Annotated in this window: 15 protein-coding genes; 3 read left to right on the top strand and 12 right to left on the bottom strand. The window is 71.5% G+C overall.

What is annotated here, in order from left to right; translation table 11 throughout:
* Window positions 1-2 precede the first annotated feature (2 nt).
* The 3 genes from HG543_RS09640 to HG543_RS09630 all read right to left on the bottom strand — a co-directional run bounded on the left by HG543_RS09640 (window position 3) and on the right by HG543_RS09630 (window position 3,060).
* Window positions 3-1,823: a hypothetical protein gene (locus tag HG543_RS09640; protein WP_169344411.1), complete on the bottom strand. Its 1,821-nt coding sequence runs from the start codon at window positions 1,821-1,823 to the stop codon at window positions 3-5.
* Window positions 1,824-1,847: 24 nt separating this feature from the next.
* Window positions 1,848-2,501 carry a PGRP and LysM peptidoglycan-binding domain-containing protein gene (locus tag HG543_RS09635; RefSeq protein ID WP_169344410.1) on the bottom strand — a complete coding sequence of 218 codons (654 nt, stop codon included), beginning with the start codon at window positions 2,499-2,501 and terminating at the stop codon, window positions 1,848-1,850.
* A gap of 136 nt (window positions 2,502-2,637) precedes the next feature.
* Window positions 2,638-3,060, bottom strand: a complete 423-nt coding sequence (locus HG543_RS09630) for a hypothetical protein (protein WP_169344409.1) — start codon at window positions 3,058-3,060, stop codon at window positions 2,638-2,640.
* 176 nt (window positions 3,061-3,236) lie between these two features.
* On the opposite strand from HG543_RS09630, the gene HG543_RS09625 reads away from it, so the two are divergent.
* Complete coding sequence (locus tag HG543_RS09625) at window positions 3,237-3,806, top strand: glutathione S-transferase family protein (RefSeq protein ID WP_169344408.1); 570 nt, start codon at window positions 3,237-3,239, stop codon at window positions 3,804-3,806.
* 13 nt (window positions 3,807-3,819) lie between these two features.
* Here HG543_RS09625 and HG543_RS09620 read toward each other — a convergent pair whose 3' ends face one another.
* The 7 genes from HG543_RS09620 to HG543_RS09590 form a co-directional block, all read right to left on the bottom strand.
* Window positions 3,820-5,076, bottom strand: coding sequence for an LbetaH domain-containing protein (locus HG543_RS09620; protein ID WP_169344407.1), 1,257 nt, complete (start codon window positions 5,074-5,076; stop codon window positions 3,820-3,822).
* 31 nt (window positions 5,077-5,107) lie between these two features.
* Window positions 5,108-6,580 carry a putative metal-binding motif-containing protein gene (locus tag HG543_RS09615; protein WP_169344406.1) on the bottom strand — a complete coding sequence of 491 codons (1,473 nt, stop codon included), beginning with the start codon at window positions 6,578-6,580 and terminating at the stop codon, window positions 5,108-5,110.
* Window positions 6,577-7,320: a tetratricopeptide repeat protein gene (locus HG543_RS09610; RefSeq protein WP_169344405.1), complete on the bottom strand. Its 744-nt coding sequence runs from the start codon at window positions 7,318-7,320 to the stop codon at window positions 6,577-6,579. Before HG543_RS09610 ends, HG543_RS09615 begins: the two co-directional genes overlap by 4 nt.
* 79 nt (window positions 7,321-7,399) lie before the next feature.
* Window positions 7,400-8,203, bottom strand: coding sequence for a MerR family transcriptional regulator (locus tag HG543_RS09605; protein ID WP_169344404.1), 804 nt, complete (start codon window positions 8,201-8,203; stop codon window positions 7,400-7,402).
* Complete coding sequence (locus HG543_RS09600; protein ID WP_169344403.1) at window positions 8,200-9,267, bottom strand: alpha/beta fold hydrolase; 1,068 nt, start codon at window positions 9,265-9,267, stop codon at window positions 8,200-8,202. Before HG543_RS09600 ends, HG543_RS09605 begins: the two co-directional genes overlap by 4 nt.
* Window positions 9,268-9,395: 128 nt before the next feature.
* Window positions 9,396-14,351, bottom strand: a complete 4,956-nt coding sequence (locus HG543_RS09595) for a Kelch repeat-containing protein (RefSeq protein WP_169344402.1) — start codon at window positions 14,349-14,351, stop codon at window positions 9,396-9,398.
* Window positions 14,352-14,448: 97 nt separating this feature from the next.
* Complete coding sequence (locus tag HG543_RS09590) at window positions 14,449-16,431, bottom strand: OPT family oligopeptide transporter (RefSeq protein WP_211193830.1); 1,983 nt, start codon at window positions 16,429-16,431, stop codon at window positions 14,449-14,451.
* A gap of 482 nt (window positions 16,432-16,913) precedes the next feature.
* Between HG543_RS09590 and HG543_RS56755 the strand changes: the two genes are divergently transcribed.
* Together HG543_RS56755 and HG543_RS09580 are read left to right on the top strand one after the other, a co-directional pair.
* On the top strand, window positions 16,914-18,074 hold the full coding sequence (locus HG543_RS56755; RefSeq protein WP_169344400.1) for a cytochrome P450: 1,161 nt from the start codon (window positions 16,914-16,916) through the stop codon (window positions 18,072-18,074).
* Window positions 18,075-18,090: 16 nt separating this feature from the next.
* Complete coding sequence (locus HG543_RS09580) at window positions 18,091-18,885, top strand: class I SAM-dependent methyltransferase (RefSeq protein ID WP_169344399.1); 795 nt, start codon at window positions 18,091-18,093, stop codon at window positions 18,883-18,885.
* 3 nt (window positions 18,886-18,888) lie between these two features.
* Here HG543_RS09580 and HG543_RS09575 read toward each other — a convergent pair whose 3' ends face one another.
* Window positions 18,889-20,739, bottom strand: a complete 1,851-nt coding sequence (locus HG543_RS09575) for a M48 family metallopeptidase (RefSeq protein ID WP_171818171.1) — start codon at window positions 20,737-20,739, stop codon at window positions 18,889-18,891.
* Window positions 20,740-20,840: 101 nt separating this feature from the next.
* The gene (locus HG543_RS09570; protein WP_169344397.1) at window positions 20,841-21,548 is read right to left on the bottom strand and encodes a hypothetical protein; all 708 of its coding nucleotides are present in this window, start codon (window positions 21,546-21,548) and stop codon (window positions 20,841-20,843) included.
* Window positions 21,549-21,870: the final 322 nt, after the last annotated feature.

Raw genomic sequence — 21,870 nt, 5'->3', positions numbered from 1 at the left:
CCTCAGCCGCCGCGGCGCTTGCGGGTGTCGAACTGGGCCTTCAGCGGCGTCTTCACGTCGTTCTTCGGGTTGTCGTACAGGTCCTGCCGGCTCACCGAGTGCGACACGCGCATCAGGTAGTCCAGGCTGCCGTACGGCGGCTCTCGCTTGGGCACGTCCACCTGGAGCCCTCCGGCGTCGCGCTCGGAGAAGATGACGGAGTAGCTCTCCAGGGACTTGACCAGGTCGATGGTCAGCTTGAGGCCCGGGGACTTCACCTTTCCGGCCAGCCGCGCCAGGTCCTCGGCCCAGTCCGCGGCCGTGCTCCACTTCTTCACCATCTGGCGCAGCGGCTCGACCTGGGCGAGCAGCGTGAAGAGCAGGTTCCGCAGGTCGCGGGGGTCGCGCGTGGCGGCGAAGTGCTTCTCGATGGCCTCCAGCATCGCCAGGAAGCGGTCGTACTCCTTCTCCTTGTGCTTCTGGTGGTACTCGTCCTCGCGGGTGACATCCACGTGGACGATGCGCGAGGCGAACTTCGTCTTCGCGAGCTGCGCGGCGGGTGAGTTCGACGTGTTGTCGAACTCGTTCATCTGCTCCGCCAGCAGGGCCCCGATGAGCGACCACAGCGGGCCGTCCAGCGTCTTGCGGTCCACGCCGACGAGGCGGACGAGCGGCTTCAGGAAGACGGCGATCTGCAGGTCATCGTAGAGGCCGGTGACGGGGTATTCGCCGGCCTTGCGGCGCGCCTGCAGGGCCTTCTGGGTGGGGACGATGCCGCTCTCCACGCGCTGGATTTCGACGAGGAAGCGCTTCAGCAGGCCGTCACTCAGGAGCTGGTGCTCCGCCGTCATCTTGCCCTTGAGCTCCACCGGCACATGGAGCTTCCGCTTCACGTTGAGCTGGCGCAGGAGGGTCTTCACCTGGACGAACACCTTGCCGAGCTGGGCGAGCGCGGTCAGCGCTTCGTCATAGACGCGCTCCGCCTTCGTCTTGTTCATCAGCAGGTGGAGGTCCACGCCGAACCAGTCATCGTCCTTGTCCACGGGCCGCGCGGACAGGACCGCTTCCTTCAGCTTGTCGAAGTCGAAGCGGATGGCCGCCACCGACTCCATGAGCATCTTGGGGGTCACCAGCGTGGGGTCCGGCTTCTTCGGGTCCTCCCCCATCCCAATCACTTCCGTCAGCGGCATCAGCGAGAAGTCCGCGACGACGCGCTGGGTGAGGTCGTACTTGCAGAAGACGTTGATGATGCGGCAGTCGTCGTGGAAGGCGCCGGTGTTCACCTGGTGCAGCCGGGTGAAGAAGGGCGTGGACAGATAGGTGATGCTGCGAATCTTCCACTTCTTCGGCCACGTCTTGGACGTGGCCGCGCGCTCGGTGAAGGCGTTGATGACGTTGCCTCCATGCGAGTGGCCAATGAGGTGGAAGGACACCTCGCGGTTCAGGAAGGCGCCGTAGTAGGGCGTCTGGCCATCGCCACCGCACAGCCGGTCCGCGAGGTAGGTGCCGGCGATGGTGCGGTTGGTCGGGTTGTTGTCGCCGCTCCACCCGTGCGCCGTGAAGACGTGGAGGTTGGTGTATTCCTTGCGCAGCGCCTCGATGTCCTCCAGGAAGCGGGTGTTCTCCTCCCAGTAGTGGTTGGAGTCGCTGTCCTTCAGGGGCACCTTCGGATTGTGGTAGCTGGCCGAGCGCGCCGTCGGGCTGGTGTTGCCGGGGTCCACCGTGCCACCCACCAGCACGATGATGTTGGGCACGTCGCGGACGATGAGCGTGTTGGCGCTGTTGACGGCGACGCGGGCCTTCAACTTCGGCTTGGAGTCCTTCTGGGGAGTCGCGGTCGTCATGGGCGCTTGGGGAGGCGGAAGGGGTCAGCAGCCGTGCTCGCGCTCCAGGCGGTCGCGAGTCTGGGGGCCCAGGGGCTCGGGCTCCTCGATGCCGCACGTGTGCTGGAAGGCGCGCAGCACGTGCTCGGTGGCGGAGTCAGCTTCGGCGCCGGGCTCGCCGCAGTCGTAGCCCAGGTTGCTGAGGCGGGCGTGCGCGCCGGCGTCGTCATCCAGCGGCGTCAGGTGGCTGAGCTCCAGCGTCCACTCCACCGACTCCTGCTCGGTGAGCCACACCGTGAGCGTGGCCTCCTCGGCGTCGATGGGAACGGGCACCCGCAGCCAGCCCTCGCCGTCGGTGCGGGACTCCTTCGGCTCCTCTCCCTCGATTTCCAGGAGGAAGCGCGCGTTGGCGAGGGGCTTCGCGTCGGGGTCCTCGTCGCGGAGCTGGAGCTTCAGCACCGTCTGGGCGCGCTTCAGCGTGAAGCTGTGCTGCCGGCCGGCGGAGACCTTCACCTCGTTGGGCTTCACCTCGGGGATGTGCAGCTCGTCCCCGGGCAGGAGGATGAAGGGGTTGGGACGCCGCTTCCGGAACTCGGCGTTCTCGGGAGCGTCGTAGATGGCCTTCCAGTCCGGCAGGCCGTACTTCCGGGCGATGCGCATGAGGTGCTCGCCGGCCTTCACGGTGTGCTTGCGCGCCATGGCCCCTTCTGTCGGGAGTCGGACAGCAGTCTAGCGGCCCTCCTCCACGAACGGGAGGGGCCCTCCGGAAGCTCCCCTGCCTGGAGGCAGGGGCTCCTGGCTCCAGGATGTGGGTGTTCCGGGGGCCCCGTGTGCGTCACGCGCCTCCGGGGACGACGACGAAGTTCTGCCCGTTGTTGTTGTTCCACGTGCGGTTGCCGGCCGCGTCGTCCACGTAGATGGCGTACTGGACGGAGGACCAGGAGACATGCGGAGGAATCAGGAAGCTGCCCTTCCAGACCTCGTCCTGGCTGCCGTACGCGTTGGCCGCGTTGTACTGCCACGTGAGCGTGCCCCACTGGGTGGTCTGCCAGTTGTCCCAGGTGTAGACCACGCCCGCGGTGTGCCCCGCCGCGACCGGCCACACCCCGGTGGTCACCCTGAACTCACGGAAGACGTAGCCACCGCCCGCCCCCACCACGGGCACGCTCGCGTCGACGACCCACGTCGTCTCGGCGGCGGCCGTCATCGGCAGCAGGAGGAACAGCGCGGCGGCGAGACTTCCAAGACGCTTCTTCATGACAGGCTCCCTTCAGTGGAAGCGTCCATCATACTTTCCCTGGCGCCATGTGAATCCAGCCGCGCCTTGCGGTGCCAGGACTCCCCGTGCGCGCAGGACCACTCGATGACCGAGCCGCTGACGTTTTGCTACAGAAGGTCCGTGCGCAGTCTCCTCCTGCCCGAGGTGCCCGGACGATGAAGCTCTACTTCAATCCCCGAAGTCGCGCGGTCATCGCGAAGTGGATGCTCGACGAGTGCGGCGCGCAGTACGAGCTGGTGCCCATCGACCTGCAGAAGCGCGAGCACAAGACACCGGAGTTCCTCGCCATCAATCCCGCGGGCAAGCTGCCGGCGCTGGTGGATGGCGAGACCCGGGTGTTCGAGAACGCGGCCATCTGCCTGTACCTCGGCGACAAGTTCCCTGAAGCCAACCTCGCGCCGCGCATCGGCGCGCCGGAGCGCGGGCGCTACCTGTCGCTGGTGGTGTACTCGACGTCGCAGCTCGAGCCCTCCATGGGCGACGTGCGGCTGAACGTGCCGACGCAGCCCCAGCGGGGCTGGACGGAACTTCCGGCCACGCTGAACGCCATCGAGCGCGAGCTGGGCCAGGGGCCCTGGCTCTTCGGCGACTGGTTCACCGCCGCCGACATCATGATTGGCTCCATCTTCATCTACATGCGCCTGCTGAACGTGCGCAGCGACCGGCCCGCCATCGAGGCCTATGTCGACCGGCTCATGGCCCGGCCCAGGTGCATGAAGCTGTAGCAGGACTCCAGGACTAGGTCCGCTCGCGGGAGCGGGTTTCGGAGGGCGTGGCGTCCGTCCCATCGATATCGCTGATGGGTTGCAGGTCTCCGCGCGAGACGTGCTCGAGCGCCTCGGCGATGGCGTCGATTTCGTCGTGGAGCTGCTGCACCGAGCGGAGTGCCTCCGCGTCCGGCGCTGTCGCGGCCTCCGCTCCGGCGGTGCGCAGCCGCACCAGCTGCGCTCCCATCCCGTCGAGCGTCCACATCAGCCGGGTCAGCTCCGCGTCGAGGCGCTCGGCCTTCTCGTGCATCAACCCGCGCTGGCGGCGCTGGTCGTCGATGGCGGCCACCGCCTGGGTGAGCGACTGGCGCACCGACGGGTCCGTGGCCCGGGCGATGCGCTGCTCCAGCTCCGCCTTCTCCTTGTCGAGGAACGCGAGGCTCTCGGGGGCGCACTCCTGGCGCAGCAGGCGCTCCCGCTGGAGCAGCCCCAGGCACGTCTGGCGCAGCCCGCTCGCCGTCTCGGAGGAGACGCCGAGGAACTCGCGCACCTGCTCGGGCGCCTGGCGCAGCTCGGCCTCGACGCGCTCGCACGCGGCGAGCAGGCGCGCCTCGCGCGGGTCCCGCACCGGGGCCGCCTGCGTGGGCTTCGCCTCCGCCCGCGCGCCCATGCCCGAGGACCCGGTGCTCCCCGGCATCATCCGCGTCCCCGCCGGCACGTGGGCGCCCGAGTGGACGGTGGCGCCCGCGCCCACCACGGCCCCCTGCCCCACCGTGGCGCCCTCGTGGACATCCGCGCCCCAGCCGACGACAGCGCCCGCTTCGAGCACCACCCGCGGCCCCACCGTGGCGCCCATGCGCACCACCGCGCCCGACTTCACCACCGCGCCCGCGCGCACCGTGGCGCCCATCTCCACCGTCGCGCCTGGCTCGATGACCGCGTCCCCGGCCACCTCCGCGCCCATGCCGATATGCGGACGCGTCGGGTCCTTCGGCGCGAGCTCCGCGGGCAGGCTGGCGCCCAGGATTTCCCTCACGGCACCGATGCGCAGCGCCGCGCCGAAGAGGATGAGCAGCGCTCCGATGACGGCCACCACCGGTTGGCCGGTGGCGATGCCCACCGCGACCAAGGCGACGCCCAGCGCCACGCCTGCCTTGGGCATGACCGGCGCGCTTGGCGGAGGTGGGGGCGGGGCCACGGGACGCGGAGGCGGCGGGCCGAGCGCCGCGCTCAACCGCTCCAGGCGGCGCTCCAGTGCTTCGGAGTCCTTCGGGGGCCTTCGGGACATCACCGCTCCTCTCGGAGGCTGCTCGTATCGCCTACGGCGCCCAGTAGAAGCCGGTGCCGTCCTGGGCCACGCTCCAGAACTCGTCCGACGACAGCGCCTCGAGGCTCGTGTACCCCTGCGTGCCGAAGCGGAAGTCCGTCCAGCGCGTTCCGTCGAAGCGGACGAGGTCATCCGTGTCGAGGCGCGCGATGGCGGAGCCGCTCCCGAAGGACACCACGTCGAGGATGTCGGGGGCGACGCCGCCGTCCACATAGATGGGATACGCGGGCTTCAAGGTCCAGGCGCCTCCCGCGCGCTCCAGGAACAGCCCCTGGTCACCCGAGGCGTAGGCCAGTCCCGGGCTCACCACGTGCACGGACTGCAGGGCGAGCTGTCCCGGCAGGGAGGGCGGCAGCCGCTCCTCCAGCCACGCGCCGCCATCCGGGTTGGCGCGGTAGGCCACCGGCGTGTCGCCTCCCCTGCCGCCCACGGCGATGAGCGTCCGCGGGTCTCGGCCGTGGATGGAGCGGAGGTCCGCGTCCACATGGGCCACGCGGACCGGGTCCGCCGGGTAGTCCCAGCGGAGGATGTCGCCGGCCTCGCTCACCGCGTAGAGCGTCGTGCCTCCGTCCCCCTCGAACCCCACGATGTCCTGGATGGCCGCGCCTCCTCCATCGAAGGGCGTCCGCGTGCAGGGCTCTCCGGCGGCAAGCGAGCGCGTGGCGAGCCCTCCCATCCAGGAGCCGACGAAGACACGCCCGTCGCTCGGCCGCGCCCAGGCCGTGGACCAGAGGTCCTCGCAGTCCGTGAATTGACGCAGGTCGACGCCGCCGTCGGCCTGCCAGCTGACGTGAGCGAGCACGTTGCCCGTGTCGCTCACGAACCAGGCCCGGCCCCTCGCGTGGGGCGCCACGTCCCGGAAGCTCACCCCGTCGAGGCGGGGCGTCGTCCGCCACTCGATGCCTTCGCAGAGGGGCGCGGGGTCCACGCGGGCGTCGCAGTTGTTGTCGAGGAAGTCGCAGCGCTCCTCCAGGCCAGGCGCGATGGAGGCGGAGCCGTCGTCACAGTCCGTTCCTCCCGAGGCGGTGCTCACGGTTCCATCCCCGTCCTCGTCGCTCGCGCGCAGGGCCAGGGAGACCTCCGCCGTCCCTTCGGCGGGGACGTCCACGCGGGCCGTCGCGGTGGCCACCTCCTGGCCGGCGCACGAGCGCTCGCGGGCGGAGGCCGTCACCACCACGGTGTCGCTCCACCCCGCCCCGCGGATGAAGCCCACCTCGCGGGTGCCCTGGCCGTCCAGCACCACGGGCTCCACCGGCAGCTCCAGCGTCCTCGACGAGGCCTCCGCGTCCGCGAGCCGCAGCGTGACGCAGCCCGGACGGAAGCCCTCGTAGGCCAGCCGCACGCGCACCTGGCAGGGATGGGCCGCGTCGCAGCCGCTCGGGCGCTCCGCTTCGAGTTCCTCGATGTCCGGCACGGTGCAGGTGATGCAGAGCACCCCGAGTCCCAGGGCCACGACGCGCTTCATGGAGACACCTCCGCCCGCGGCGACGCGTCCTTCTCCGACAGGAACCAGGTGATGGCCGCGCTCGCGGCGGCGGTGACGGCCGCGCCCAGCAGGACGTTGGCCGCGAGCGCCTGTCCCCGCGCGCTGTCCAGATGTGCCTTCCGGTCACTGTGGAAGGCGGCGTCGCGCGCGGCGCTCACGTTGCTCCGGGACTTCAGGCCGAAATAGCCGCCCACGCCGCCGAGCACCGCGCCCGTGCCCAGCAACGCGAGCGGGAGCACCGGCGTGGAGCGCGTGGAGCGCACCTCCCCTTGCGCGCCTGGAGGCGGAGTCCGCGCGAGCCTCGCGTCGGGCATCGAGCGCGGCGCATCCGCTGGCGGACGGGAACCGCGGGCCTGCTCGCGCTGCACCTGGCGGCGCATCTCCTCGAAGTCGCTCGAGACCTTGGGGGACACCTTCGCCGGGAGGCTCGCGTCGGGCCGCAGCGTGAGGCCCGCCCGGAAGGCCGACAAGGCCTCCTGGCGCCGCCCCAGGTCCGCGAGCACGAGGCCCCGGTAGATGGCCACCCGGGCCCGGTCTCCGTCGTCGCGCGCCATGACGTTGGCGTCCGCGAGCTGTTCGAGCGCCTGCTCGTATTCGAGGTCTTCGTACGCACGCGTCGCGGCTGACAGGCGGCCTTCGAAGTCCTGGGCAGAGGCCGACTGGCTCCACGCCGGCGACACCAGCATCAGCACGAGGCCGAGCGCGATTCGCGGGTCCATGGGCACGCAGGATACCACCCGGGCTCCAGGCCACGAGCCGTTGCGATATCCGACTGCGATTGCCACCGAGGCTGTAACTCTACTCCCAGGGCAGCGCGAGCTCGGTCAACAACGAGCCGCCGCCCGTCGTGCCCACGCGCAGGTACGTCTCGCGCAGGGGCACGGACGGGGTGCGCTCCTTCGCATGGAGGTGGGCGAAGAGGCGGGCCCAGGAGGGGCCCACCGAATCCGGGGGGCCGGAGTGGACGAGCGTGGCCACCTGCACCTCGGGCAGCTCCTCGACATGGACGCCCTCCGGAGTGGCCCCCGGGGCCAGGGGCACGCACCAGGAGAGGTCCGCGTCGTCCTCGCGGTACTCCGCCTCGTGCAGGAGGCAGAAGGGAGCACCCGCGATGTGGGGGCCACATGTGGCCAGCAGCCGGGGGAAGACCACCGACGCGTCCGAATACCGTCCCCGGGCGCGGTGCAGGGCGACGCGGACCGCTGGGAGCCAGCGCTCCAGGAGCGGGGGTGGCGCGCGCAGGTACGCCTCCGCCTGGGCCTGGTTCCGCAGCAGCGTGTCCAGCGCCAGCACGGAGCGCTGTGCGCTGGCGGCCTCCTCGGCGAGCCGGGCCCGCACGCGCGCCAGTTGCTCCGTGAGCGAGGCGCCCTGGTCCAGTTCCGCGAGCACTCCGCGAATCTCCTCCAGCGACAGCCCCAGGTCGCGCAGCGCTCGCAGGGTGTGGGCCAGGGTGATGTCGCGCTCGGTGTAGTACCGGTAGTGGGTGGACGGGTCCACGCGCGACGGCTCCAGCAGGCCCTTCTCCTGGTAGAGGCGCAGCGCCTTCACGCTCAGGCCGGTGATGCGCGACACCTCGCCAATGGCATACAGCAGTCCACTCACCGCTTCATCTCCGTGAGAAAGGCGCGCAGCGCGGCCGCGAAGGCCTCGGGCTGTTCCTCGAAGGGGAAGTGCCCGCTGCCCTCCAGTTCCACCAGCCGCGCGTGGGGCAGGGCTTCTACCACGCGCGCGGTGGCGGAGCGCGGCTGCAGGTCCTCGGCTCCGTGGATGACGAGCGTGGGCGCGCGCACCCGGCGCAGCCAGTCGCTCCAGTCGTGATGGCGTCCCAGGCTCAGGTAGAGCCCCAGGGAGAGAAAGCCTCCGGCGGCACCGGAGCCGGGCAGCCGCGCCTCGGGGCGCTCCCGCCGCGCGGCCTGGGCGTACAGCGACCCGAAGCCCGCGAAGTGCTCGGCGAGGCGGGCCTCGTCGTCCTTCAGGCGCGCCGGGAAGTCGAAGGTGTGCTTCATCCAGGCCTCCAGGGCGCGCTGGCCTTCGGCGTCCAGCCGTGCCCGCACCTGGGTGAAGAGGTCGCCGTCGCCCGCGGGCATCGTCACCAGTGGGGCGGGCGCCACCAGCACGAGGGCCTCCACCCGCTCCGGCCACTCCGCGGCGTACAGCGCGGCCACCAGGGCGCCGAAGGAGTGTCCCACCAGCGTGAGGCGCTCCTTCCCGAGCAGGCGCCGGATGCGCTCGAGGTCCGCGAGCTGCGCGGCGAGTCCCAACTGGGCCTCCACCGCCTGCATGGCCTGCCACGTGCCACCGGACGGAGCGTGGGTGAAGGGCCGCGAGGAGGCACCGCAGCCTCGCTGGTCGTAGAAGTGCCAGCGCAGGGTGTCGCCCGTGAGGACCGCCGCGCGCCAGGGCTCCGCTGGGGGCAGGCCCGGACCGCCGTGCACGACGACGACGTCCCTCCCCTCCCCCACGGCCACATGGTGGAGCCGCACGTCCGGTGCCACCTGCCAGGACGGGGCATCCGCCCGCTGTCCCGGGGGGACCTCCAGCGTCTCGCCCCGCGCGGCCAGCACCTGCTCCACGGTGCCCGGCTGGAAGAGCGCGCGTCCCATCCACCACCACGCGCCCGCCGCCGCGCCTACCAATAGGACGAGTGCTCCAAGTGCGACCACCATGAGCTTCCTCCGCGACATGTGTCTGGGTGACATGCGCGGAGGGTGGCGGTCTCCCCCTGGGGGAGAGTCAAGCGAAGGCCAACACGGGAGGGAGGAGCCGGCGTGCGGCGCCCTCCCTCCCCTGGGGCTCAGCGCTTCGAGGGCTTCGTGATGAACTCGACGCGGCGGTTCTCACGCTGCTCCTCGGGGGTGCTGTTCCCCCGGACGGGCCGGTCGGGCCCGTAGCCCTTCGCGACCATCCGGGAGCCCGGGACGCCCCGCTCGATGAGGTACTGGCGCACCATGTCCGCGCGCTGCTGGCTCAGCGTGCGGTTGAGCTCCTCCGGCCCCGTGCTGTCCGTGTGGCCCTCGACGCGAACCGAGAGCTCCGGGTGGGCCTTCAGGTAGTTCGCGATGACGTCCAGCTGCCGCTTCTCCGACTCCTCGAGCGAGTACTGCCCCAACGGGAAGAGGACGTGGTGGTCCGTCGGAACCGGGGACGGCTCCGCCGCCGGGGGCGGCTCCTCGCGCTTCGGCTCGGCCGGAGGCGGCTCGGCGGGCTTCTCCTCCTTGACTGGGCAGCCACGATTCTCCGCGGTGCCAGCCTCATCAGGGCAGGCGTCCTCTTCGTCCGGCACGCCGTCACCGTCCTTGTCGGGCGCGGGGCAGCCCTTGTGGCGCTCCGAGCCCCGCTCGTTGGGGCACGCGTCCTGGCGGTCCACCACGCCGTCCCCGTCCGAGTCGCGGTCCGGGCAGCCGCCGTTCTCCACCGCACCGGCCTCGGTCGGGCAGCGGTCCTCTCCGTTGGGCACCGAGTCCCCGTCGTCATCCAGCTCCGGGCACTCGGACGGGGTGTGGCTCCGGCCCGCCTCGCACGGGTCCTCGCGCTCGCGAGAGGGAGGATTGTGCGCCCAGGCGATGCCCGCGTTGATGCGGAGCGAGGGCGTGCCCGGAATGTCCGTGAAGCCATGTCCCGCCAGCGCGAAGGCCTCGAAGCCCTTCCCCACCGGCAGTCGCAGGCCGCCGAGCAGCTCCAGCGCCACGTCCGGCTCCACGAGCGACTCGGCCGCCTGCAGCGCGATTTCGCCGCGCAGCCCCTCGCCGCGCGTGGCCACCACCAGCCCCTGCTCCAGCTCGGTGCCGAAGTCCCGGCCGGGCTCCACCTCCTTCGCGCGAATCCTCACGCCCGCGTTGGCGCCCAGGAACACCGGGCCCACCTCGCGGCCCACGGCCACCCGCGGCGCGACCTGGAATCCCGCCCAGCTGTCCATGCGGCCGAACGCGCTCGCCGTGCCGCCGGGCAGTCCCACGTCCAGGCCCAGGCCGAGGAACACCGGCGCTCCGTCCTCGCGGCGCAGCAGCGCGTAGCGCACGCCCACTTCCGGCGTGCCGAGCCCGAAGGACTTCGGCTCCGCCACCCCGACCAGTTGGTCCGCCCCGTCCCCGCCCTGGGTGATGATGACGGGCAGCCGCGCGGACAACTCCAGGCGGTCCACGGGAGACCACGCACCGGCGAGCCAGCCCGCGAAGCGGTAGTCGATGATGTCGCGCTCCACGCCATCACTGCCCTCCAGGAGCAGGATGCCGCGCTCGTAGCCGGCCATCAGGGACAGCCGGTAGCCGCCCTCGTTGAGCACGTGGCCGGTGTCCACCAGCATCGAGTCCGTCGCTCCGGGAACGAAGCGCAGGCGCTCCAGGTCGATGGGGATGATGGCCCCGGTGCCCTGGGCCCGGGCGGCGGGAGCGAGCAACACGGCCAGGAGCGCGACCAGCGCCCCGGACTGGACGCGGGTACGAGAGCGGCGGCGCACCCCGGCCCACGAGGCCATCGCCAGCAGGAGCGCCAGCGCCGAGGCCGTTCCCTCCCCCGTGCTCTGGCAGCCGCCTCCGGCGATGGACACCACCCTCGCCCGCGCGGAGACGTTGAAGGTGCACTGCGCGGAGTTGCCCGCCGCGTCCGTGGCGGTGACGGTGACGCGCGTGGTGCCGGGAGGGAAGGTGCTGCCCGAGGGGGGCGAGGCCGTCACCGTCGGCGAGGAGACCGCGTCCGTGGCCGGGGGGAGGTCGTACGTCACGGTCGTCCCCGAGGCACTCTGCGAGGCCACCTCGATGTCCGCCGGGCACGTCACCGTCGGGGCCGTGGTGTCCCGGACCGTGACGTCGAACGTGCACGACACCGAGACACCCGAGGCATCCGTCGCGGTGGCGGTGATGGTGGTGGTTCCCAGGGGGAGCGTGGTCCCCTCGGGCGGTGAATAGGTGATGGTGGGGGGCGGCTGCGTGCCGGTGGCCGTGGCGGGCGGCCAGCTGCCCGGGGCGCCGTTGGGACCCGTGGCCTCAATCACGGTATTCGCGGGGCAGGTGATGACGGGCGCCGGCGCGTCCGAGACGTCGACGTCCACGGTGGCGACGTTGCTGTCCTGACCGCAGTCGCGGACCTGGAAGGTGAAGCTGTCTGCGCCCGTGTAGCCCGGGTTCGGTGTGTACGTGAGGTTCGGCGGCGTGCCGCTCAGCGTGCCGTGCTGGGGCGGGGTGACAATCGTCCAGGTCAGCGTCTGCCCCGCATCCGGGTCGGTCGCGGCGAGGGTGACGGCCACGGGAGCCCCGGTCGTCGTGACGAGGGTCTGGGCCTGCGCCGTGGGCGCGGTGTTGGGGACCACCGTCACCATGCGCCCGCCGGGAATGGCGTTGGCGAAGACGGACAGCGCATACGGCCCGGGCGGGACGTCGGCCGGGACGGTCACCGTGGCGTTCGTGGCGGACATGGCGGTGGCCGGCAGTGTCCAGAGCCGCCCACCCTCCGCGCTCCGCAGCCGCACCAGGGGGAAGTCCGTGGGAGAGTCCGCCGCGTTGCCGCCGCTGCCGCCCGAGATGCCCCGGAAGCGCTGACCCTGGAGGGTCACCGGACAGGTCTGCGTGAGGACCTCCGGCTGGCTCACCACCGGACGCCACGCGGGCTGTGAGCCAGTGTCCTCGTACCGCTCGGCGCTCGTCGCCGCGGTGCCTCCCGCGAGGAGCACCTCGCCCGAAGGCAGGGCCGCCGCGACGATGCCCCCGCTCACGGACGGGGCACTCACCACCGTCCAGTCATTGATGCTGGTGTCATAGACCTCCGCCGTGGTGGCGGGGGTGGCCGGCGCGCTCAGGCCTCCCGCGACCAGGACCTTGCCCGAGGGCGCGAGCGTCGCGGTGTGGTACCCGTGGGCCTGGGAGAGCGCGGGCCCGGCGGTCCACGTGTTGGTGCTGGCGTCGTAGAGCTCCGTGGACGCGAGCCCCGCGGCGCCCGAGAGTCCGCCGGCGGCCAGGGCGCGCCCGGAGGGCAGCAGCGTCAGCGTGAGGCCCTCGCGGCCCTGGGCCAGGCTGGCGGCCGGGGCCCAGGTGTTGCTGGCCGGGTCGTACACCTCGCCCGATGCGAGTGCCGCGCCACCGCCGTCGCGGCCTCCGGCGACGAGCACCCGGCCGTCGGGCAGCAGCACGGCGGCATGCCCGGACCGGGGCGTGGCGAGGCCGGCCACGGGAGTCCACGTGTTGGCCACGGCGTCATGGAGCTCCACCGTCCCGAGCACCGTGGCGTCGCGCTGCCCGCCCACGACGAGGACCCGGCCATCCGCCAGGAGCGTGGCGCTGTGCTGGTGCCGGGCCCCGGCGAGTGACGCGGCCGGGCTCCAGGTGTTGGTGGTCGCGTCGTAGCGCTCGGTCGTGGCCACCGAGGCACCACCGCTCTGGCCGCCGATGACGAGCACCACGCCCGAGCGCAGCACCGTCGCGGTGGCGCGCTCGCGGGGCGCGGAGAGGGATGCCGCGGGCGTCCAGGTGTTGGCCGGCACGTCGTAGAGCCGCGCGGATGCGAGCGCCACGCCGCCGCCGTTGCGGCCTCCGGCGACGAGCACCCGGCCCGTGGGCAGCAGGGCCACCACGGCCTCCGTCGGCGCGTCACTGAATGTCCCCGCCGGGGCCCACGCATTGACGCCCGGGTCATACAGCTCCGTCGTCGCGGAGAAGGAATTCGTGCCCTGGTTGGCGCCGCCCACCGCCAGCACCTTGCCGGAGGGCAGCAGCGTCGCGGTGTGGTTGTCCCGGCCGGAGAGCATCGTCCCCGCGGGCGACCAGAGCCCGGTGGCGGGGTCATAGACTTCCGAGACCTGCTGCGGCGCCTGGTTCGCGAGGGAGCCACCGGTGACCAGCACCCGGCCGTCGGGCAGCAGCGTGGCCGCGTGGCCAAAGCGCGCGAAGGCCAGGCCGCCCGTGGCGGTCCACGTGTTGGCCGCCGGGTCGTACAGCTCCGCATGGGCGGTGACGCCGCTGTCGGTGAAGCCACCGGCCACCAGCACGCGGCCATCGGGGAGCAGCGTGCTGGTGGAGTAGTGCCGCGGGACGAGGGGCGGCGCGGCGGCGCTCCAGGTGCCGGTCGCCGGGTTATAGAGGTCAGCGCCGGCCACCTCTCCGCTGCCGCTGAATCCGCTCACCGCGAGCACCCGTCCGTCCCGGAGCCGGGTGGCCGAGTGCGAGCCCCGGGCCCCTGTCATCGACCCGGTGGGGGTGAAGGTGTTGGTGGCGGGGTCGTAGAGCTCGGCGGTGGCGAGCCAGCTCCCCGAGCTCGCGCCACCGGCGACCAGCACCCGCCCGGACTCCAGGAGGGTGACGCTGGGGATGCCGCGTGGGCCCGACATGGCGCCCGTGTCCGTCCAGGCCCCCGTAACGGGGTCATGGACGCGCCCCGTCGCGGAGCCGTCCACCAACGCGAGCACCCGGCCATCCGGGAGCAGCACGGCATGCGTGACGGTGCCCTGGATGCCGCTCGCTCCCGCGGAGGTCCAGGTATTGGTGGCCGGGTCATGGAGTTCCGCGGTGGCGATGGAGCCCGCGCTGTTGACGCCGCCGATGACCAGCAGCTTGCCGGAGCCGAGGAGCACGGCGGCATGTCGCGCGCGCGCGCTGGCCATGGGGGCCGTCCCGGTCCAGCCGGGGGCCACGGCCAGGGTGGCGCGGATGGAGGCCACGGCGTCGCCACCGGACGTGGCGGGGTCCTCCTTCGCGCAGGACAGCAGGAGCGCGCCTCCCACCAACACCAGGAGGCGACTCCAGACATTGCGATGTAACAGCATCACAGGGACTCCGGTTTCGAGGGCCTGTGCGCTTATACACGCGCCGGACGGCGCGGTGTGCGATGCCCGGTGCGGCTGGATTGTTACACCCCGGCGGTCAGGTCGAGATGCGGAGCGCCGTTCGCGCCACCCAGCGATACAGGCCGCCCACCGCGAGGATGCCGAGCACCAGGGCGATGAGCATCGCGGGCAGCTCGCCCAGCTCGATGGGCAGGGCCAGCGGCTCGCCCTTCCCCGTCGAGACAATCAACCCGGCCAGCGCGACGTTGAACAGGCTCTCACCCACGATGAAGCCGGACATGACGAGCACGGCGAGGCGCTTGGCGGGCTCGCCCCAGGCGTGCTTGCTCACGGCGCGCTCGAAGGCCCAGCCCGCCAGCGCGCCCACGACCACCGGCGCCGTGACGGCGCTGGGCAGGTAGATGGCGAGCCCCACGCCCAGGGGCGGCAGGCTGTAGCGCTCCTTGCTGACCTTCTTCACCACGAAGTTGATGACGACCAGCGCCAGGCCGAGCGCGGCGCCCCAGAGCACGAGGTCCCACCGCAGGTCTCCACCAATCACGCCCTTGGCCAGGGTCGAGATGAGGGTCGCCTGCGGCGCGGCCAGCGGCTGCGCCGAGATGGCATTGGCGTTGGGCGCGCCCGCGAAGCCGTAGGCCCGGTTCAGCAGCGCCAGCACGGGCGGGACGACCGCGGAGCCGGCGACCACGCCGATGAGCAGCGCCACCTGCTGCTTCCAGGGCGTCGCGTCCACCAGTTGGCCCGTCTTGAGGTCCTGCAGGTTGTCGTTGCCGATGACCGCCACGGCCAGCACCACCGTGGTGACGAACAGCGCGAACGCCACCAGCGCGGGAGCCACCTCCGGCCCCGTCACCTGCCGGCCGACGACGCCGACGCTCAGCGCGGCGCCCAGGATGGTCAGGATGGCGATGCCCGAGACGGGCGAGTTCGACGACCCGATGAGGCCGGCCATGTAGCCGCAGACGGCGGCGGCGCAGATGCCCGCCAGCAGGACGTAGCCGATGCCCACGGCGACCAGCGGCGCGCTCAGGTCCGCCAGCACGGTGCCCTGGAGGAAGTTCGCCAGGAGCCAGCCCGCCGGGACGAGCGAGACGAGCGTCACCAACCCCACCGTGGTGATGGGCAGGTCCTGCTCCGTGCGCTCGAGCACCTGCCCCTGGGCCTTGGCGCGCCGCGCCGCCTCCAGCGCGGACCGCAGGCCACCGATGACCGGCCTGGCCAGCCCCGCCAGGGTCACGATGGCCGCCGCGCCGATGGCGCCGGCGCCGAGCATTCGCACCTGCGTGCTCCAGATGCGCAGCGCGTGCCCCGACGCGTCGGCCTCCGGCATCGGGTTCATGGTGGTGAGGAGCGGAACCAGGATGCCCCACGCAATCACGAGGCCCGCCAGCATGGCGATGCCGACCGTGGCGCCCATCAGGTGCCCCGCGCCGATGAGCGCCAGCGAGCTGGCGGCACCGATGCCGGTGGCGCCGCTGCCCACCCTGAAGTACCCGGCCACCTCCCCCGCCATCAGCCGGGCGGCGGCCGCCGCCGCGAACAGGGCCGAGGCGATGCTGCCCCAGACGACGGACATCAGGCCGGCCTTGCCCTCGGTGGCGCCGGAGCGCGAGGAGGTGCCGACCTTGAGCACCTCGGCGGCGGCCACGCCCTCGGGATACGGAAGGTCGGAGGTGGAGACCAGCGCGCGCCGCAGCGGCACGGTGTACATCACTCCGAGCACGCCGCCGATGGCGCACGCGCCGAACGTCGGCCAGAACGGCACGTCCTTCCACCAGCCGGTCATCAACAGGCCGGGCAGGACGAAGATGACGGAGGCCAGCGTGCCCGCCGCCGAGGCCAGCGTCTGGACGATGTTGTTCTCCTGGATGGTGGCGTTCTTGAAGGCGCTCAGGAGCGCCATCGAGATGACCGCCGCGGGGATGGAGGTCGCGAAGGTGAGGCCGACCTTCAGGCCCAGGTAGACCTGCGCCGCGGTGAACACCAGCGTGATGAGGACACCGAGGACGACCCCGCGCAGGGTGATCTCCTTCGGCTGGGAAGAGGTGACGGCGTTCAAGTGGAGCGCTCCTTCACGGGGAAGCCCTGGGGTCCGTGGAAAAATGCACCGAGGATACAGGCGTCCCAGGCGGAAGCGTATTTGTTGGCCGTCCGTGCGAGGCGGCCTCGGGGGCCGGAGGGCGCGGTGTCTCCCCGGGCCGCGACGCCCACGACCGCCCGGTTCCAGACACTCAATGACAGGTGCGGACGCCGTGGCGGCAACGGCGATGGAATTTTGGCACGGCGCCAGAGATTGGCGCGCAGTGGGGCCGGAAGAAATGGCCTGATAAGAAATGTGGGTATCACGTATTGAAGGGATGTTTGTCTTTTGTTTCCTTGTCCGTGCGCTCCGAGAGTGAGCACGAGGAAAGGAGAGACGGCAATGAACTACCTGCACTGATATCGCAACGTTGCAAGGACTTGGGTCCGGCGCCTTTGCCGGACCCGGTTCCCTCCAGCCAATGTCTGACATGTCGCCTGGACGTCCCGCGAGGAGCCTCCGTGCCCACCGTCGTCGAGTTCGAGCCCCTGCACCCCGAGACGCTGCGAGACCCCTACCCCGTCTATGCCCGGATGCGGGCGGCGGCGCCGGTGATGTGGCATGAGCGGCTCAACTCCTGGCTGCTCACCCGGCACGCGGAGTGTCTCCAGGTGCTGAAGGATTCACGCCGCTTCGCCGCCGACTGGCGAAGGATTGGCACGGCGGTGCCCGAGCACGGCGTGAGCATCCAATCCATGGACCCGCCCGAGCACGGCGCGCTGCGCGGCCTGCTCGTGAGCGCCTACCGCGCGCAGGACATGGCGGCGGTGGAGCGCGGGGCCTACCTGCACGCCAATCACCTGCTCGCCGGGCTTCGCGCGGAGGGCGGGGGCGAGCTGATGACGCGCTTCGCGGCGCCGCTCGCGCTCCATGCCGTCTGTGATTTCCTCGGTGTCCCCGCGCCGGACCCCGCCACCTTCGGGGAGATGTCGGACGCCATCATCCGCGGCATGGACGCGGGCCTCGCGCCGGAGCGAGCGGCCCCCGGCGCCGCCGCCAGGGCGGGCCTGAGCGCGATGATTGCGAGCTGGTTCGAGCCCCCTCCGACAGTGGGGATGCTCGGGGCCCTGGCGCGCTCCGAGTCCGCCGCCGGGATTCCGCGGGCCGTGCTGATGAACAGCATGCGCGTCGTGTTCCACGCCGGCTACACCTCCGTATACAGCGCGGTGGGCAGCGCCATCATCTCCCTGCTGCGCCACGGCGTGGAGCTGTCCCGGCTGGGAGACCCGGCGCTCCTGGAGACGGCGGTGGAGGAGCTGTTCCGGTATGACGGCCCGGTGCAGGCCACCGGCCGCGTGTGCACCGAGGACGTGGAGCTTGGCGGCGTCCGCATCGCGCGGGGACAGGCGCTGGTGCTGCTGCTGGGCTCGGCCAACCGGGACCCGGAGGCGTTCTCCCAGCCGGAGTCGCTCGTCCTGGACCGGCAGCCCAACTCCCACCTGGCCTTCGGCTGGGGCATCCACGCCTGCGTGGGCGGACTGCTGGCCAAGGCGGTGGTGCGGCTGGCCCTGTCCAGTCTCAGGGAGAACTCACCGCGCCTGCGCCTGAGCGGTGACGTCGTCCACAAGCCCCAGGCCACCCAGCGGTGCCCGGACCGCATTCCTGTCACATTCGGCGCGTGAGCGCGCCAGGTGCCCCGTGAGCTTCGACTACACCGACGATGCAGCCCTCTATGATGTCGTTTGCTCGAACTACCGGGAGGACGTCGCCTTCTACGTGGAGGAATCCCGGCGCGCGGACGGCCCCTGCCTGGAGCTGGGCTGTGGCACCGGGCGGCTCCTGATTCCGGCGGTGGAGGCCGGCGCGCGCGTCACGGGGCTGGACCGCTCGGCGGCGATGCTTGCCCGGGCCCGGGAGCGGGTCCAGGCCCTGCCTCCGCCGGTGCGGGAGCGCGTCGACCTGCGCGAGGGCGACATGGTGTCGTTCTCGCTCGACGCGCGCTTCGCGCTCATCACCGTGCCCTTCCGCACCTTCCTCCACCTGCTCACCGTGGAGGAGCAGCTCGCGGCGCTCGCCAACATCCGCCGGCACCTGCTGCCGGGCGGGCGGCTGGTGCTCAACTTCTTCGAGCCGTCACGGCTGCTGGCCGAGCTGGTCGGCAATGACGGCCCGTCCCGGGGGCTGCTGAAGCAGACGGGGGTCGTCGTCTCGCATCCGGTGACGGGCAATCAACTCGTCGAGTGGGCCAGCGTGACGGGAGACCCCGTGAGCCAGTGCTTCACCCGCTGTCTCGTGTACGACGAGCTGGAGCCCTCCGGGCGGGTGGTGGGCCGGATGTACCGGCGAATCACCAGCCGCTTCATCTTCCGCTCGGAGTTCGAGCACCTCCTGCACCGGTCCGGCTTCCAGGTGGAGGCGCTCCAGGGGTCCTTCGACGGCGGCCCGGTCCGCCCGGGCGGCGAGCTCATCTGGCGGGCCCGCGCCGCGCCGTGAGGGCTACGCCGCCTCCTGCGTCTCCTTCCGGTGCTGCTCCATTGCCCGGTGCCGGCCGAGGTAGCGGGCGAAGGCGTCGAGCAGCGCGTCCGGGTCCTTGACCTTGTTCAGGCAGATGGAGCGGGTGCCATTGAAGAGGCCACCGCCCTGGACCTTCAGGTCCAGGTACTTCTTGAACATGCGCTCCTCCCGGGACGCGGTCTTCACGTCCTCCAGGCTCACCGGCGCCTCCCACTCCGTGCTGTTCACCTGGGCGTAGGTCAGCTCGACCACCGGCCCGTCCTCCTTCCCCTCGAAGGTGAGGGGCGGGAAGTACTTCTCCACGTGCTCGCGCTCGGCGTCGTTGGACGGGACGTAGCGGTAGGCGAGCGCCACGTCATGCGCCTGGGCGAAGCGGGACTCGTAGTCGCCCCACATCCGCGCCTCGATGGCGTCCGCCTCCAGGATGGCGCTCACCCACGAGTCCCGCGTGGGTTCCAGGAGCATGTGCACCACGTCATCCGGCCCGAGCTTCTCGCCCACGTTCTCCAGGCGCGCGCCGAGCGGCGGGTGCGAGTCGAACGGGTGCGGCGTCGTCGTGCCGTACAGGTCGCCGTGCAAGGTCTCGGAGCGGGCGTAATCCGTGAAGCCCATGGCCACCCGCTGCGCGATGGCCACGGAGGCGTGCTGCTGGCTCTGGGAGAAGAGGGCCTCCTCCACGCGGCCACGGAAGCTGGCGTACGCGCCCACCTTCACCAGCGAGCGGGCGATGTCGCGCCCCGAGGTGATGCTGGCGGCGAGCCGGTCCGCGGCGAGCTCGCTCGCGCGCCGGCTGCGTCCGAGCGACAGCTCGAAGAGCCCGCGGTAGGCGAGCATGAAGTGGAAGATGGGCCGGGTGAGGCCGCCCTCGTGCAGGGCCCCGAGGTAATTCCCGAAGCGCGCCAGCATGGGCGCCAGCCGCTTGCCATGGCCGGTGTCTCCACCGAGCAGGTGTCCCATCTCGTGCGCCAGCACCGCGTCCGCCTCGGAGCGCTCCAGCAGACGCAGCAGGGACAGGCTCACGAAGAGCGTGCGGCCCGAGAGGGTGCGGTCCCCGACGCGCACGTCGTGCTCGGTGACGAAGAAGTTGGTGTCGATGCCGACGAGGATGTGGTCCGGCGGCGGCGTCTTCAGCCGCTCACACAGCCCGCGCACGTGGGCCCAGAGCTCGGGCGCCTTCTCGGGCTCCAGCACCTCCGCCTCCACCTCGAAGTCCATGGGCACGCGGCGGAAGATGGCCGCCACCACGATGAAGAGGGCCACGGCCGCCAGCAGGCCGACGATGCCGATGAGCTTCGGGTAGTAGCGCTCGAACCACAGCGCCGTCATCCAGTAGGACAGCCACACGGCGAGCCCGCCCTGCGCGAGCGCCTGCAGCGCGCCGGTGACGCGGAGCACGTTCCACCCCACCACGAAGCTGCCGTACTGGAAGGGCCGCGAGATGAACGCCGCCAGGGCGCACGCGAGGGCAATCAGCGCGGAGACGATGCCCAGCACGATGGACGCGAGCGCGACGAGGCGCATCCCGTCGAACTGCCGCATGTCCGAGCAGGCCTCGCCGAGATTCTCCCTGAAGCCGGCCAGCTCCTCGCCCTCGGAGAGGCAGGCCGCGGAAGCCGGGACGGCGCGGAAGAACTCCAGCAGCTCCTGCCGGCGCGAGGCGTCGAGCTCGCTGTCGCGGGCGATGCCGGCTTCGACGCTGGCGAGCACGTCACGGTCGAAGCGGCCGATGGCGTGGCCGGCGAACCACAGCCCGAACACCGGGAGGGCGAAGAGCCAGAGAGCTGGGAGCGCGTAGACGCGCAGGAAGCCGGTAACGGAGGCGGTGGAGTTCATGGGAACAGGACACACGCTAACGCGCGGAGCAAGTCGGAGGGGAGACCCGGGGGCCACCTCACTTTCTCATGCGCTGGCGCATCCCCGGGCCCGAGCGGAACTCAGTGGCCGTCGTTGCTCGCGACCTGCTTCGGTCCGCGGACCTCGCCCTGGCCCTGGTCGTCGGTCAGCACCCAGAACAACACGTACGGGTCGGTGCTGAGTTCCACGCCCTCGTGCGGGCGCACGGAGACGGTGAGCATCCGTCCGGTCTCCACCGCCGGAGGCCTGGGGCCGCAGAGCCGCAGCTCTGTGAGCACGTAGCGCTTCGTCCGCGCGCGGCCCGGGTTGTCGCGCGTGCCCCGCTCCACGTCGAGAACCTCGATGGAGTCGAGCTGACGGGCGCTCGAACCGGTGGGCCAGACCTCACGCTCGCGAAGCGCGGGCTCGTCGAGCGAGTCGTGCGCCTCCACCGCGAAGTCGTAGGCGCGGTTGAGCCTGTCGACCCGGGCCAGCTCCTCGGGGCCGAAGTCGAAGACATCCTCGGACTGGAGCTTGCGGAAGCAGATGCGGCCTTCCGGGGCGCTGTCGAACCTCAACAGGGGCCCTCCGGCGGTGGCGTACGGACGGGCCTCACCCTTGAAGCGCTCGTCGCCCTCGGTGAACAAAGCCAGGTCGCGGGGGATGCGGCCCGGGTACCTCCGGGCACCCTCGCCCTCGTCGAGCATGCCCTGGATTTGATTGTAGAATGGCCCGTTGCCGCTGCGCTTGATGGCTCGGGCAACCATGTAGGCCTCGCCGAGGCAGCCGGGAAGCAGCGCGAGGCTCATGGCCAGAAGGACAACGCGGACCCGGAGCCCCCGCGGAGAACTCCCCTCACTTCGCGAAATCGTGGTCATGCGGAGAAGGGCCCGAGGGCTCGAAAAGTCGCATGGATATTTTCGTCGCCTGTGATTCCAGGCACTTGTGCGCCGACGGCGAGGGCCCGAGGCGGCTGTCACAGGTGAAAAGGGCCGCGCGTCTTCGTGGCGAACCCTTCAGGAGGTCGACACATGCAGCCCTCGCGAAGCGACACGCCCCACCCCCGCCCCCGCCCCGTCCCCTCTCCTATCCACATCTTACGCTCACCACCAATCAGAACGTGGAGACCTC

The sequence above is a fragment of the Pyxidicoccus fallax genome, assembly GCF_012933655.1.
In the GTDB taxonomy this organism is placed as follows: domain Bacteria; phylum Myxococcota; class Myxococcia; order Myxococcales; family Myxococcaceae; genus Myxococcus; species Myxococcus fallax.
This window is presented reverse-complemented; position numbering and strand designations above follow the sequence as displayed.